Source organism: Methylovorus sp. MP688 (assembly GCF_000183115.1).
Lineage (GTDB): Bacteria > Pseudomonadota > Gammaproteobacteria > Burkholderiales > Methylophilaceae > Methylovorus > Methylovorus glucosotrophus.
The window spans coordinates 2,168,286-2,181,516 of record NC_014733.1 but is presented as its reverse complement, the minus strand read 5'-3'; the positions used below and the strand labels follow the sequence as shown (position 1 = coordinate 2,181,516).

Here is a 13,231-nt window from a genome sequence, read left to right as displayed (position 1 = left end):
GGGGGATGGCTCTCAGGAAAGTTTGCTGCTGATCCACATGCCGCCCAGCATGGCGGCGGTGAATATCAGGGGCTGAGTGTAATCGCTCAGCAGGCTGGCAATGGCTGGGCCTGGGCAGTAGCCGGCCAGCCCCCAGCCAATACCGAACAGCAGACTGCCGCCCAAGAGCTTTTTATCAATATCCTGATTCGTAGGCAGCTGCATGGTATTGCCCAGCAGGCTGGTTTTGCGGGTTTTGGCATAAGCAAAGGCAAACACGCCGACCAGGATGGCACCGCCCATCACCAGGCCGAGCGAAGGGTCCCAATGGCCGAAAATATCCAGAAAGCCGATGACCTTGGCTGGGTTGGTCATGCCGGAAATGATGAGGCCCACTCCGAAGATCAGGCCGGAAACAAACGCGGTCAATAAGCGCATGGTGGTTGTCCAGTCAGGGAAGCTTATGCCAGCAGGTGGCGAATGACAGACACAGTGACGATGCCTGCCAGCATGAAGGTAATGGTCGCCGCCAGGGAGCGCAATGACAGCCGCGAAAGGCCGCATACGCCGTGCCCGCTGGTGCAGCCCGAAGCCAGGCGTGTGCCTATACCGACCAGCAAACCGGCGATGATGAGGCGGGCATGACCTGCTTCTATCTGGGCTTCCGGCAGCGGGGCTGCCAGGCTGTAAAACCATGGCGCCAACACCAGGCCCAATACAAACAGCAGGGACCATGCGCTTTCCTTGCCCCAGCCTTGCAGCAGGCGGCCCAATATGCCGCTTACCCCGGCAATGCGGCCATTGAGGAGGATCAGCATGGCGGCGGCCACGCCAATCAGCAAGCCGCCAACAAAGGCGGGGACAGGGGTGAAGTTTGCCCAGGCTATCATGAGGGTTCCTTAATGAAGGGACGGCGGATGGCGGCTATTCTAGGCCAAAGCACGCCATCTGTCCGCACACCTTGTCCATGCTTTTTACAGTGCCCAGCTGTAAGCAACGCCCAGCGAATCCTGGTACATCTTCAGGTTGACGTCGCCACCCCCAAACGGGGCAGGAATGGAGCCACTACCCTTGATTTCGTTTTCAAAGGCATGGGTATAGCTGAATGACAGCTCGCTGCTATTGGCAAACTTCCAGGTAGCACCGAGGGAGACATGGTCTTCCACCACTGCCGGGGCCAGCGTATTGAACAAGGTCTGGCTGCTGGGGATAGGCTGGTTGACGTGGTTGTAACCTGCGCGCAGGGTTAGTTGTTCGCTGTAGGCATACAGCGCGCCCAGTTTGAAGACGGTGGCATCTTTCCAGCCAAAGCCTGCGCCGTTATCCGTGCCTAGTTGCGCGGTAAAGAAGTTGGCGATGCTGGCGCCGACCGCATCGACCTCGCTATAGCGTATGCGCTGGATGTCGCCCGCCAGCGTGAGCGCAGGGGTGGCCTTGACGGCAATGCCCACGCCAAAGTTGGCGGGAATATCAAAATCGCCCTGTTCGGCAAACAGGCCTTTGTAGCGGTCAAACCTGGTCATGTAGGTGCGGGTCTGGTAATGCGCACCCAGGGTCACCTGGTCGTTGATCTTGCCTTGCCAGCCAAGATGCAGGCCTGCGCCGTAGGAGCTTTCTGCGCCTTTATTGGTGACATGGTCCGGCGATGATGAAAAGGAGCTATTGGCAAAGTTTTGCAGGCCTTTGGCTTCAAAACGCTGATAGGCCAGATTGAGGCCGATGCCCACGGATTGGGTCGGACTCAGTTTCCAGGCAATGGTGGGCGTGACGAAGGCCTGAATGAAATTGACCCCTACCCGGCTGCCGGTGTTGTTAAACAGGGGGAAGCCATTTTTGTAGTCGGTGTTCATGCCGCCATTGCCATACAGGGCGACACCGATGGTCGTGGTGTCATTCAACTGCTTGCTGTAACCAAACTCCGGGATCAGAAAGTTTTTGGTGTCATTACCGTCGTACTTGCCATTGATGGGAGATGGGCTGCCCTCGATTTCAGCATCGCGTACCGGTCTGAACCAGGTGGCGCCGATGTCCAGGCGATTGCCAATGGCGGCCAGGCCTGCCGGGTTGGCGGCGATGCTCAAGGTGTCTTGCGGCAATGCAATGCCGACGCCACCCGCGCCTTGTGCCTTGACGCCATAGCCATGGGAAAAATAGCCATCGGTGGCGTGGGCCTGCAGGGGAATGGCTGTGCCCAGAGCCAGCCATAGTAAAGAAGACGAAGAGGCAGACAATGCCTGGAATACCGGATGTGATTTGCTCATGATGATTCCCTGTTGTTTGGTGTTATGTGCGGTCGGCTTTAATAGCGCGACTCGAAAAAAAAAGAGGCTAGTACTTGCGTACTAGCCTCCAGTGGTCTGGTTGGCCTGGGATTCAGGTCAGGTGTTTAGCTGGTGTGTTTAATTGGGCACATCCAGAAACACGCGGACATTGCGCGGCTGGATATACACCGCTTCACCTTGTTGCAGGGCCAGCTCGCGGAAACGTTCGCGCGTCAGCTCGGCTTCGACGATGCTCTGGTTGTCCTGGCGCTGCAGCTCGATGCGCACCAGTGGGCCGATGGCATTGATATAGTTGACCACGGCGCTGAATGCGGGCTGGGTGCCGCGCTCGCGCAGCACTTCAATGTCGTGTGGGCGAACAAAGGCATGGGCAGGCGTGTTGTCGGTCTCGTGATGGTCATCGATATCCAGCGCCAGCGTGTCGATATGCGCCTTGCCGGCGTGCACACGGCCATGGAACTGATTGACGTTGCCCAGGAACTTGTAGACGAAAGGCGAAGCCGGTTTGTCATACACTTCCTGCGGGCTGCCGATCTGCTCGATATTGCCCTGGTTCATGACCACGATACGGTCGGCAACTTCCAGCGCCTCTTCCTGGTCGTGGGTCACAAATACGCTGGTGATGTGCAGTTCGTCATGCAGGCGACGCAACCAGCGACGCAAGTCTTTACGCACCTTGGCATCCAGCGCGCCAAATGGCTCATCTAGCAGCAATACCTTGGGCTCCACTGCCAGGGCACGGGCCAAGGCGATACGCTGACGCTGACCGCCAGAGAGCTGCGGTGGATAGCGGCCAGCCAGCCAGTCCAGCTGTACCAGCTCAAGCAGGGCATGCACGCGACGGTGGATTTCAGCCTCGGATGGGCGTGTTTTGCGTGGACGTACACGCAGGCCAAACGCCACGTTTTCAAATACCGTCATGTGGCGGAACAGGGCGTAATGCTGGAACACAAAGCCGACTTCGCGTTCGCGCACATCGCGGCTGGTAGCGTCATTGCCATGAAACAGAATGCTGCCTTCATCTGCGGCTTCCAGCCCGGCAATAATGCGCAGCAATGTGGTTTTGCCGCAACCGGACGGGCCGAGCAAGGCCACAAGTTCACCCGTAGGAACATCCAGGTTGATGTTGTTCAGGGCATTGAATTTGCCGAAGCGTTTATGGATATTGCGAATTGCGATGCTCATTGCGGCCTCTTTTATTCTTCAGAAGATTGTTCGGTAGTGCGTGCACTGCGGGCGGACTGCCATTCGATGAAGGTTTTCAGGGCGAGGGTGACCAGCGCCAGGAAAGCCAGCAGCGATGCCACGGCAAACGCGGCAGCGTAGTTGTATTCGTTATAGAGAATCTCAACATGCAGCGGCATGGTGTTGGTCAGGCCGCGGATATGGCCGGAAACCACCGACACCGCGCCAAACTCGCCCATGGCACGGGCATTGGTCAGGATGACACCGTACAGCAGGCCCCATTTGATATTGGGCAGGGTCACACGCCAGAGTATCTGCCAGCCGGAGGCACCCAGGACCAGGGCGGCTTCTTCTTCTTCCTTGCCTTGCGCCTGCATCAGTGGAATCAGCTCACGCGCCACAAACGGGAAGGTGACGAAAACGGTGGCCAGCACAATGCCGGGGATGGCAAAAATCACTTTGTAATCATGATCGATCAGCCATTCGCCAAACCAGCCTTGCAAGCCAAAGATCAGTACATAGATCAGACCGGCAATCACCGGCGATACGGCAAATGGCAGATCAATCAGCGTGATCAGCACGCTTTTGCCCTTGAAATCGAATTTGGCAATGGCCCAAGCGGCTGCCACACCGAATACCAGGTTCAGGGGGACCGAAATGACCGCAGCGATCACGGTGAGCTTGATGGCGGACAGCGCATCCGGCTCGACCAGGGCCGCGATATAGGTTTCAAAGCCCTTGCGCAGGGCTTCGGTAAATACCGCTGCCAGCGGAATGAACAGGAACAGGCTGAGGAACGCCAGTGCAATGGCGATCAATGACCAGCGTATCCACGCCGGTTCAGAGGTGGCGCGGCTGCGGGCAACCTTGGCCTGGTAATGACCGAGATGAGAAACAGTAGATGACATGCGTGCTTGCCTTTGACTTGGTATGTTATTCGGCGGATTTGGCGTTACGCTGGCTGCTCCACCATTGCAGGCCATTGATCGCCAGCAACAGGATGAAGGAGATCACCAGCATGACCACGGCAATGGCAGTGGCACCGGTGTAGTCGTATTGCTCAAGCTTGGTGATGATGATCAACGGTGTGATTTCAGACACCATGGGCATATTGCCGGCGATGAAAATCACCGAGCCGTATTCGCCAACGGCGCGGGCGAAGGCCAATGCAAACCCGGTAAGCAGCGCAGGCCAGATTGCAGGCAGAATCACCTTGCGGAAGGTTTGCCAACGGTTGGCGCCCAGACTGGCGGCGGCCTCTTCGGTTTCCGCTTCCAGATCTTCCAGCACGGGTTGCACCGTGCGCACCACAAACGGCAGGCCAATAAAGGTCAGGGCGACGACTACACCCAATGGGGTGAAGGCGACCTTGATGCCATGCGGTTCCAGCAATGAACCTATCCAGCCGTTGCCTGCATAGATTGCTGTCAGCGCAATGCCAGCGACGGCTGTCGGCAGTGCGAAGGGCAAATCTACCAAAGCATCCACCAGGCGTTTGCCGGGGAAGGTGTAGCGCACCAGCACCCAGGCAGTCAGCAGGCCGAATATCGCGTTGATGAAGGCGCCGATCAAGGAAGCGCCAAACGTCAGCTTATAGGAAGCCAGCACGCGTGGCGCCGTGACGGTGGTCCAGAATTCGGCAAAGCTGAGTTCGGTGGTTTTAAGGAAGGCTGCTCCCAGCGGGATCAGCACGATCAGGCTCAAATAGAGGATGGTGTACCCGAGGGAGAGGTTGAATCCAGGTAGAACGTGGTGTCTTTTCGCCATTTTTATCGTCGTTGTCTTTGCAATAAGTTTTGCTTTGAATCGGCCGCCAATGTAACAAATCGGCTTATATAATAAAAATACTATGTTTTTATATTGATATAACTAGAATGCGGTAAAAAACGACCGGGGCATGCCTGGCATGCACACCGGTCCAGAGGAGGAGATTTTAATGGTAAAAACGGGCATCAAGCGGCGACGCGAATGGTGGGCTTGAAAACCGACACAGGTTGCAGTTCCTTTGCCGTGACTGGCTTGCCCAGGAAGTAACCTTGCAACAGGCTGGCGCCCGATTCAATGGCAATATCAAATTGCGTCTGCGTTTCGATACCCTGAATCACTGGTTGCGCGCCCAGGTCGCTGATGATGCCGAGCAGTTTGGGGATGATCTTGCGTACGCGTGGGTTGCGTTCCGCTTCCTGAATCAACTGGATATCCAGTTTCACGAAATCAGGGGAGAGCGTCCACAAGCGATCCAGATTGGAATGCTTGCTGCCAAATCCATCAATCGCGATCTTGTAGCCGCGATCGCGGTAGTTTTCCACGGCTTCTACCAGAGGCTTTTCCTGGTCAACTGCACTTTCCTGGATCTCAATCACCACGCGGTTGGTCGGCACCGAATTGCTGTGCAGAATGCGCTCAAACACCTTGCCATGGGCATTTACACTCGCCAGCAGCTTGGTATGCACATTGAGGAACAACAGGCCGTTTTCGGCATGCAGCTGGCGGAAATTCAGCACGTGCAAGGTACGGCTGACGCGGTCAAACTTCACCAGCTTGCCTGATTGCTCGGCGTAGTAAAACGCAAAGTGCGGGCTGACTTCCTGTACGCCACCCAGAGAAGGGCGCAGGAAAGCTTCGTGGCCAAACAGGTCGCCTGCTTCACTGTCGTAAATCGGCTGGAAAGCCGTATGCAACTGAATACCCAGGAAGGTATTGCTGAACTCGCCGCGTGACAGCTCATCCAGGCCATAATCGTCCAGGTCCAGATGCAGCGATTCGCGCAGCTGGGATTTCAGGGTCTCAAGATAACTCAGATCTTGTGGGGGAATGCTCATATTGATGCTCCTTCATTTTGCGTAAATTTGGTCAAAGATGCCGCCATCTGCAAAATGCGTTTTCTGTGCTTTGGCCCAGCCGCCAAATACGTCTTCTACCGTAAAGAGGTCTATCGCCTTGAAGTCGGCCTTATGCTTGGCAGCCACGCTCTCCAGCTTGGGGCGCAGGTAGTGGCGCGCTGCGATTTCCTGACCTTCTTCTGAGTACAGGTAATTCAGGTATGCCTCAGAAACTGCACGGGTATTGCGCTTGTTGACGACTTTGTCGACGACGCTTACCGGATTTTCAGCGAGGATGCTGGATGACGGATACACCACATCAAATTGATCATTACCCAACTCCTTCTTGATCAGGAACACTTCATTTTCAAAGGTCAGCAAGACATCACCAATGCCGCGTTGCACAAAGGTCGTAGTGGCGCCACGGCCGCCAGTGTCCAGCACTGGCACGTTACGGAAAAGCTTGCCGACAAAGTCCTTGGCTTTGGTTTCGTCTGCGCCATTACGCACGGCGTATCCCCAGGCGGCAAGGTAGCTGTAACGACCATTGCCTGATGTTTTTGGGTTAGGCACCACCACGGCAATGCCGGGTTTTACCAGGTCATTCCAGTCCTGAATTTTCTTGGGGTTACCCTTGCGCACCAGAAATACCGTGGTGGAGGCCGTTGGGGAGCTGTTATAAGGCAGGCGTTTTTGCCAGTCCTTGGGGATCAGCTTGCCGCGCTCGTACAGAATGTCAATGTCATTGCTCTGGTTCATGGTGATGACGTCCGCATCCAGGCCATCGGCCACGGCGCGCGCCTGCTTGCTGGAGCCACCATGAGATTGGTTGATGGTCACCGTCTCACCGGTTTTTTGCTTCCAGTAGCTGGCGAATGCCGGGTTGAAATCCTTATAGAATTCGCGCGTCACATCATAAGAGACATTGAGCAGGGTAGTGTCAGCCCAGGCAGATTGGGAAAACAGCAGGGCAATGAGGGCGATGCGCTTGAACATGCGGACTCCGTGAATGTTGTATTTGGAATGGACGCCATCATAATCAGCCATTTTAATAATGTAAAAGAATATAAAAATATATTTATATTCATAAAATTTATTATAAGTCGTTCAATTTGTCATGAAACAATGCATTTTTTAGCGTAGCTTTACTTCTATAAACCTTGCGGTTTTTTAAATAACTAAATAGAATTAGCTTATAACTGATTGTTATAGACAGTTGCTGACCGGACAACCGGAAGCCAGTGCGCCTCATGCCGAGGCCGCTGGCTTTTTTGCTTTTTAGGGCCGCCAATTTGGGAATAACGAGATGACCGATGCAGTGGATTTGACAGTCGCCCCAGCGGGTGCTGATTGGGATATTGCCAGTATTGTGGATGCACTTCGCACGGTGCGGCTGAATGCGCTGGAGCATCGCAAGCGCAGGCAAAACCCGCCAAAACTGCCTTCGCGCAAAGCGCTGGAGGCTATTGTGGATGGCCTGGCCGCCGCCTTGTTCCCCAACCGTCTCGGCTTGCCCGATTTGAAAGAAGACGGTCTCGATTATTTTGTCGGCCACACCCTGGATGTCGCATTAAAGGACCTGCACACGCAAATTCGGCTGGAGCTGGCATTTGCGTCTACTCTTGAATCTGACAAGACGGATGAGGAAGCGCCTTCAGCGCATGCCATCGTCAGTCAGTTTGCTGCCGCGCTTCCCGGCATACGCCAAACCCTGGATACCGATATTCTTGCAGCGTATGAGGGCGATCCCGCTGCGCGTAGCGTCGATGAGGTGCTCGTGTGCTATCCCGGTATCACCGCCATCATTCACCACCGTCTTGCCCATCAACTCTACAAACTGGGCGTGCCGCTCGTCGCGCGCATGATTGCCGAAATTGCCCATTCACGCACTGGCATTGATATTCATCCCGGCGCCACGATTGGCGACAGTTTCTTTGTCGATCATGGCACCGGTGTGGTGATCGGTGAGACCACCATCATTGGCAATCACGTACGGCTTTATCAGGCTGTTACCTTGGGCGCAAAGCGCTTTCCTGCGGATGAAAGTGGTGTGCTTATCAAAGGCAATGCACGCCATCCTATTGTGGAAGATGACGTCGTCGTCTATGCCGGCGCGACGATACTGGGCCGCATCACCATCGGACGCGGTTCCTCCATCGGTGGCAATGTCTGGCTGACCCACAGCGTGCCACCAGGCAGCAATATCACCCAGGCGCAAATGCGCAGCGGTGTGCTGCCTCTGCCAGAAGGCCAGATGGCCGCCAATGCCACTCCAGGCGCTAATCCCTCTGGGCCTGCCCAATACGGCTAGGCCTGTTATACCCCTTGCAACACTAAACCACATTAAACAGGAGATTTAAATGGCAGATATTCATGAAGGACAAACCGCACTTGGAGATGTAGCGGCCCGTACGCTAGCCAATGCCACCAAAACGGTGCCCATGCTCAGCACGATTACCCCGCGCTGGCTGGTGCATTTGCTGCAATGGGTGCCTGTAGAAGCTGGTATCTATCGCGTTAACAAGGCCAAGAATCCGAATGCGATTGAAGTGGATTGTTCCAACAAGGATGAGCGCGAGTTGCCCGCCACCTTTGTTGACTACGAAGAATGGGGCCGTGAGTATGTGCTGAACGCCGTGAATACCGTGGTGGATGTACACACCCGCGTATCCGATCTGTACAGCAGCCCGCACAACCAGATCCGCGAACAGTTGCGCCTGACCATTGAAACGGTCAAAGAGCGTCAGGAAAGCGAACTGATCAACAATGCCGAGTATGGCTTGCTGAACAATGTGGCTGACTCGCAGAAGGTGAAGTCCCGTACTGGCGCTCCAACACCAGACGACCTCGACGAACTGATCAGCAAGGTATGGAAAGAGCCCGCATTCTTCCTGGCGCATCCCCAAGCAATTGCGGCTTTCGGTCGCGAATGTACACGTCGTGGCGTGCCTCCACCTACCGTGGCGATGTTTGGCTCGCAGTTCCTGACATGGCGTGGTATTCCGCTGATTCCTTGCGACAAGCTGAAGGTCACCAAGGGTAAAACCAATATTCTGCTGTTGCGCACCGGTGAAAGCCGTCAGGGCGTGGTGGGTCTGTATCAGCCTAATTTGCCAGGTCAGCAAAGCATGGGCCTGTCGGTGCGCTTTATGGGGATCAACCACAAGGCGATTGCTTCCTATCTCGTGTCCCTGTATTGCTCGGTTGCTGTTCTGACCGATGATGCGATTGCCGTGCTGGAGAATGTCAGCGTGGACAACTACTATGACTACAAGTAACTTCAACGATCTTTCGGCCTTTGAGCCGGAAGCCATTCTGGCTGCATTGCCGGGGGATCATCCCCGCATGGCGGCGGGCCTGGCAGTTGGCCGGGCCGCATCAGAGTCTGGGCATCTGGATGTGAGCGAACTGGCACGTATTGCCAATGAGCTTTACGCCGAGGGTTTTCCCGCAGGAGCGCCCTTTGGCAGTACGCCAGATGTGTACACCACCACTGCTTTGCCCGATAGCTCAGGCCAGGCAGCTGGGATTCGTACCGGCTCACCAGGCCCTGCTGCTCCAGTGACTTCGCATCCACATGCCTCTTCGGTCGGACTCGAAAGCATTCAGTTAACGGATCCATCCTTGCTGCCGCCGCAGCTGGATATCGCCAGTGCAGCGGCGACAGCGAGTGCTGGGCAATATCAACCTGCACTGGGCGTGCCATTTGGCGGTGATCTGGAGATCAGTCGTTTGCTGGGCAGCGTTGAGATTCCCTATGCGAGCGATCTGCAGGGCTTGCTGTCACCGTCGAGCACGCCTGCATCAGCGGCGAGCGCGCAGCCTGCGGTCAGTCCGTATTACTTTTTGCAGGGTGCATCGGTCAATTCGCTGAATCCCGGCGTGCAGCAGGGCGGCGCTTTGGCACCTTCGGCGCATCCTCCCTTTGATGCGAATCTGGTCCGCAAGGATTTTCCGATTCTGCGTGAGCAGGTGAATGGCCGTCCACTCATCTGGCTGGACAACGCGGCGACCACGCAAAAACCACAAGTCGTTATCGACCGCCTGGCGTATTTCTACCAGCATGAAAATTCCAATATTCATCGGGCCGCGCATGCGTTGGCTGCGCGCGCTACCGATGCGTATGAGGAGGCGCGCGAAACAGTGCGTCGCTTCATCAACGCACCTTCGGTAAATAATGTGGTGTTTGTGCGCGGGACGACCGAAGCGATTAATCTGGTGGCCAAAACCTGGGGCAAGAAGCATCTGCGCGAGGGAGATGAGATCCTGATTTCGCATCTGGAGCACCATGCCAATATCGTGCCCTGGCAGCAGTTATGTCAGGAAACCGGTGCCAGGCTGCGTGTGGCCCCCGTGGATGATAGTGGTCAGGTATTGCTTGATGAATACCAGAAGCTGCTGACTTCGCGTACCAAGCTGGTGTCATTCACTCAGGTTTCCAATGCACTGGGTACAGTGACGCCTGCCCGTGAAATGATCCAGATGGCGCATGCCGCTGGCGCAAAAGTCCTGCTGGATGGTGCGCAGTCTGTATCGCACATGCGTAGCGATATGACGGCGCTCGATTGTGACTTTTTTGTGTTCTCTGGTCACAAGGTGTTTGGCCCGACGGGCATTGGTGCGCTCTATGGCAAGGCGGATGTGCTGGCCGAGATGCCCGCATGGCAAGGTGGCGGCAATATGATTCAGGATGTCACCTTTGAAAAAACCGTTTATCACGAAGCGCCCGCCAAGTTTGAAGCTGGCACGGGCAATATCGCCGATGCGGTGGGCATGGGGGCGGCGCTGCAATATGTAGAGCGTCTGGGTATCGACAACATTGCAAGGTATGAGCATGACTTGCTGGTGTATGCCACGGCTGCCATGTGCAAGGTGCCGGGCTTGCGCCTGATTGGTACCGCCCGTGAAAAGGCCAGCGTGTTGTCCTTCAGTTTGCCTGGGTATAAGAGTGAGGAAGTCGGTGCCGCCTTGAACGAAGAGGGCATTGCCGTGCGCTCCGGGCATCATTGCGCTCAGCCTATTCTGCGTCGCTTCGGTGTGGAAACGACGGTGCGACCATCGCTGGCGTTTTACAACACCGCACAGGAAGTCGATGTGATGGTGGATGTATTGCAAAAGCTGGCCCGTACCCGCTAAGCAAGCCTCTCCAGCTGTGCTACTCAAGTAGCAAAACAAATCAAGCAGCAAAACAAAAAGCCGGTGGCAGAGTGCCATCGGCTTTTTTAGTTGCTTAATTTAAACGCTGAGATTTATATCTTGGCGATGGAAACTTCGGTGGCCTTGATCAGCGCCAGCACTTCCGTTCCGACTTGCAGATTCAACTCGGTGACTGAACGGGTGGTAATCACCGACGTGACAATGCCGCCAGCTGTTTCTATATCCACTTCGGATAATACCGGTCCAGTGAGAATTTCAACAATGCGTCCCCGTAGCTGGTTGCGCACATTAATGGCTTTGATGGTCATGGGAGCCTCCTTTGCGGCAGTAAAAGACAGTTCGGGGGTATTGCGCTGGGGGTGATCAGGCTGCGATGGCCCAGTGATGTTTGCCGGATGGACATTCGCCCTCCGACAGGTTGTCCAGATTCAGCTTTTCCAATCTGGCCTGCAGAGCAGCCGGACCATTCGGCGTGTAGACAATCCGCACGCCGCGTTTGGCTGCCGTCTGCTTGATTTTGTGGGTAAAGGTGTGGCTGATCCAGTTGGTGACCAGCACAATGAGTTCTGTGTTGTGTGGGATGGTTTTCTTGCCATCGCCGACTTTGCGCCCAGACCAATGGTCGATGCGGGTAATGCCGTGCTGGGCTAGTACTTGTTTAATGCCGTCTATCTGGTCGCCGCCTACTATCAATGCTGTACTCATGGTGAGAGTCTCCTGTTGAAAGGGGCCACCGAATTTTGTCCGGAAGGCCCCTGATGTTGGAAGTGTGTTTACTTCAGGTAAATCTGGTCAAACGTACCGCCGTCAGAAAAGTGCGTTTTCTGCGCTTTTTGCCAACCACCGAATTCACTATCCACCGTTACCAGATTCAGTTTGGGGAAGTTCTTTTCGTACTTCTTGGCTACGGATTCCAGGGTAGGACGGTAGTAGTTCTTGGCCGCAATTTCCTGACCTTCTTCGGTATACAGGTATTGCAGGTAAGCTTCAGCTACTGCACGGGTACCACGCTTGTTGACTACCTTGTCGACCACGGTGACAGGTGGTTCAGCCAGGATGGACAGCGAAGGCACCACGATTTCGAACTTGTCCGGACCGAGTTCCTTTTGTGCCAGGAAGGCTTCGTTTTCCCAGGCCAGCAGGACATCGCCGATGCCTCGTTCAACAAAGGTGGTGGTGGCACCACGTGCACCGGAATCCAGTACCGGCACGTTCTTCAGGATTTTGCCGATGAATTCGCGGGTCTTGGTTTCGTCGTTGTTAAACTTGCGCTGACCATAGGCCCATGCTGCCAGGTAGTTCCAGCGTGCGCCGCCAGAAGTCTTGGGGTTGGGGGTCACGACCGAGATGCCAGGGCGTGCAATGTCATCCCAATCCTTGATGTTTTTCGGATTACCCTTGCGCACCAGGAATACGATGGTGGAGGTGTAAGGCGAGCTGTTGTGTGGCAGGCGTTTTTGCCAATCCTTGGGGATCAGCTTGCCTTTCTCGTACAGCGCATCAATGTCATACGCCAGTGCCAGGGTAGCAACGTCAGCTTCCAGACCATCGATGATGGCACGACCTTGTTTGCCAGAGCCGCCATGGGAAGCCTTGATGGTGACATTGTCGCCGGTCTTGGCTTTCCAGTACTTGGCAAATGCCGCGTTGAAGTCCTGATACAGTTCGCGGGTTGGGTCGTAAGACACATTCAGCAGGCTGACGTCGGCCGCCGACGCCGCCAGAGGCGCCGCCAGGGCAAGCGCTACTGCAGCGCTACGCAAATGTTGAATAATCGTTTTCATTGATATTTTCCTGTCTCTCAAG

The 13,231-nt window shown here is 55.4% G+C and carries 14 protein-coding genes; 3 read left to right on the top strand and 11 right to left on the bottom strand.

Going from position 1 to position 13,231, the window contains the following annotated elements; translation table 11 throughout:
* Positions 1-12: 12 nt before the first annotated feature.
* The 8 genes from MPQ_RS10330 to MPQ_RS10295 all read right to left on the bottom strand — a co-directional run bounded on the left by MPQ_RS10330 (position 13) and on the right by MPQ_RS10295 (position 7,264).
* On the bottom strand, positions 13-417 hold the full coding sequence (locus MPQ_RS10330) for a DUF6691 family protein (RefSeq protein ID WP_013442887.1): 405 nt from the start codon (positions 415-417) through the stop codon (positions 13-15).
* A 23-nt stretch (positions 418-440) separates the two neighbouring features.
* Positions 441-869, bottom strand: coding sequence for a YeeE/YedE family protein (locus MPQ_RS10325; protein WP_013442886.1), 429 nt, complete (start codon positions 867-869; stop codon positions 441-443).
* 84 nt (positions 870-953) lie between these two features.
* The gene (locus MPQ_RS10320) at positions 954-2,240 is read right to left on the bottom strand and encodes an OmpP1/FadL family transporter (protein WP_013442885.1); all 1,287 of its coding nucleotides are present in this window, start codon (positions 2,238-2,240) and stop codon (positions 954-956) included.
* Positions 2,241-2,378: 138 nt separating this feature from the next.
* Positions 2,379-3,446 carry a sulfate/molybdate ABC transporter ATP-binding protein gene (locus MPQ_RS10315; protein ID WP_013442884.1) on the bottom strand — a complete coding sequence of 356 codons (1,068 nt, stop codon included), beginning with the start codon at positions 3,444-3,446 and terminating at the stop codon, positions 2,379-2,381.
* An 11-nt stretch (positions 3,447-3,457) separates the two neighbouring features.
* On the bottom strand, positions 3,458-4,354 hold the full coding sequence (gene cysW / locus MPQ_RS10310; protein WP_013442883.1) for a sulfate ABC transporter permease subunit CysW: 897 nt from the start codon (positions 4,352-4,354) through the stop codon (positions 3,458-3,460).
* Between the two features lie 25 nt (positions 4,355-4,379).
* Complete coding sequence (gene cysT / locus MPQ_RS10305; RefSeq protein ID WP_015830730.1) at positions 4,380-5,213, bottom strand: sulfate ABC transporter permease subunit CysT; 834 nt, start codon at positions 5,211-5,213, stop codon at positions 4,380-4,382.
* A gap of 185 nt (positions 5,214-5,398) precedes the next feature.
* Positions 5,399-6,268, bottom strand: coding sequence for an EAL domain-containing protein (locus tag MPQ_RS10300; protein ID WP_013442881.1), 870 nt, complete (start codon positions 6,266-6,268; stop codon positions 5,399-5,401).
* A 12-nt stretch (positions 6,269-6,280) separates the two neighbouring features.
* A complete protein-coding gene (locus MPQ_RS10295) occupies positions 6,281-7,264 on the bottom strand; it encodes a sulfate ABC transporter substrate-binding protein (protein WP_013442880.1) in 984 nt (327 codons plus the stop codon).
* A gap of 310 nt (positions 7,265-7,574) precedes the next feature.
* Here MPQ_RS10295 and epsC point away from each other — a divergent pair, with 310 nt between their 5' ends.
* Genes epsC through MPQ_RS10280 form a run of 3 tightly spaced genes read left to right on the top strand, consistent with a single transcriptional unit; the run spans position 7,575 to position 11,404 of the window.
* Positions 7,575-8,579 (top strand): serine O-acetyltransferase EpsC, encoded by a 1,005-nt coding sequence (gene epsC / locus MPQ_RS10290; protein ID WP_013442879.1) that lies wholly within the window; start codon positions 7,575-7,577, stop codon positions 8,577-8,579.
* Positions 8,580-8,628: 49 nt separating this feature from the next.
* Positions 8,629-9,546, top strand: coding sequence for a family 2A encapsulin nanocompartment shell protein (locus MPQ_RS10285; protein WP_013442878.1), 918 nt, complete (start codon positions 8,629-8,631; stop codon positions 9,544-9,546).
* Positions 9,533-11,404 (top strand): family 2A encapsulin nanocompartment cargo protein cysteine desulfurase, encoded by a 1,872-nt coding sequence (locus MPQ_RS10280; protein ID WP_013442877.1) that lies wholly within the window; start codon positions 9,533-9,535, stop codon positions 11,402-11,404. The genes MPQ_RS10285 and MPQ_RS10280 overlap by 14 nt, the downstream gene beginning before the upstream one ends.
* 113 nt (positions 11,405-11,517) lie before the next feature.
* Here MPQ_RS10280 and MPQ_RS10275 read toward each other — a convergent pair whose 3' ends face one another.
* From MPQ_RS10275 to MPQ_RS10265, 3 genes are all read right to left on the bottom strand, one after another.
* Positions 11,518-11,733 carry a molybdopterin-binding protein gene (locus MPQ_RS10275; RefSeq protein ID WP_013442876.1) on the bottom strand — a complete coding sequence of 72 codons (216 nt, stop codon included), beginning with the start codon at positions 11,731-11,733 and terminating at the stop codon, positions 11,518-11,520.
* Between the two features lie 55 nt (positions 11,734-11,788).
* Positions 11,789-12,130 (bottom strand): DUF2325 domain-containing protein, encoded by a 342-nt coding sequence (locus MPQ_RS10270; RefSeq protein ID WP_013442875.1) that lies wholly within the window; start codon positions 12,128-12,130, stop codon positions 11,789-11,791.
* Between the two features lie 68 nt (positions 12,131-12,198).
* Positions 12,199-13,209: a sulfate ABC transporter substrate-binding protein gene (locus MPQ_RS10265; RefSeq protein ID WP_013442874.1), complete on the bottom strand. Its 1,011-nt coding sequence runs from the start codon at positions 13,207-13,209 to the stop codon at positions 12,199-12,201.
* Positions 13,210-13,231 lie beyond the last annotated feature (22 nt).

What these genes read in the sequence shown, in the direction of transcription:
- MPQ_RS10330 (WP_013442887.1), bottom strand. Translation starts at nt 417, where the DNA reads ATGCGCTTATTGACCGCGTTTGTTTCCGGCCTGATCTTCGGAGTGGGC.
- MPQ_RS10325 (WP_013442886.1), bottom strand. Translation starts at nt 869, where the DNA reads ATGATAGCCTGGGCAAACTTCACCCCTGTCCCCGCCTTTGTTGGCGGC.
- MPQ_RS10320 (WP_013442885.1), bottom strand. Translation starts at nt 2,240, where the DNA reads ATGAGCAAATCACATCCGGTATTCCAGGCATTGTCTGCCTCTTCGTCT.
- MPQ_RS10315 (WP_013442884.1), bottom strand. Translation starts at nt 3,446, where the DNA reads ATGAGCATCGCAATTCGCAATATCCATAAACGCTTCGGCAAATTCAAT.
- cysW (WP_013442883.1), bottom strand. Translation starts at nt 4,354, where the DNA reads ATGTCATCTACTGTTTCTCATCTCGGTCATTACCAGGCCAAGGTTGCC.
- cysT (WP_015830730.1), bottom strand. Translation starts at nt 5,213, where the DNA reads ATGGCGAAAAGACACCACGTTCTACCTGGATTCAACCTCTCCCTCGGG.
- MPQ_RS10300 (WP_013442881.1), bottom strand. Translation starts at nt 6,268, where the DNA reads ATGAGCATTCCCCCACAAGATCTGAGTTATCTTGAGACCCTGAAATCC.
- MPQ_RS10295 (WP_013442880.1), bottom strand. Translation starts at nt 7,264, where the DNA reads ATGTTCAAGCGCATCGCCCTCATTGCCCTGCTGTTTTCCCAATCTGCC.
- epsC (WP_013442879.1), top strand. Translation starts at nt 7,575, where the DNA reads ATGACCGATGCAGTGGATTTGACAGTCGCCCCAGCGGGTGCTGATTGG.
- MPQ_RS10285 (WP_013442878.1), top strand. Translation starts at nt 8,629, where the DNA reads ATGGCAGATATTCATGAAGGACAAACCGCACTTGGAGATGTAGCGGCC.
- MPQ_RS10280 (WP_013442877.1), top strand. Translation starts at nt 9,533, where the DNA reads ATGACTACAAGTAACTTCAACGATCTTTCGGCCTTTGAGCCGGAAGCC.
- MPQ_RS10275 (WP_013442876.1), bottom strand. Translation starts at nt 11,733, where the DNA reads ATGACCATCAAAGCCATTAATGTGCGCAACCAGCTACGGGGACGCATT.
- MPQ_RS10270 (WP_013442875.1), bottom strand. Translation starts at nt 12,130, where the DNA reads ATGAGTACAGCATTGATAGTAGGCGGCGACCAGATAGACGGCATTAAA.
- MPQ_RS10265 (WP_013442874.1), bottom strand. Translation starts at nt 13,209, where the DNA reads ATGAAAACGATTATTCAACATTTGCGTAGCGCTGCAGTAGCGCTTGCC.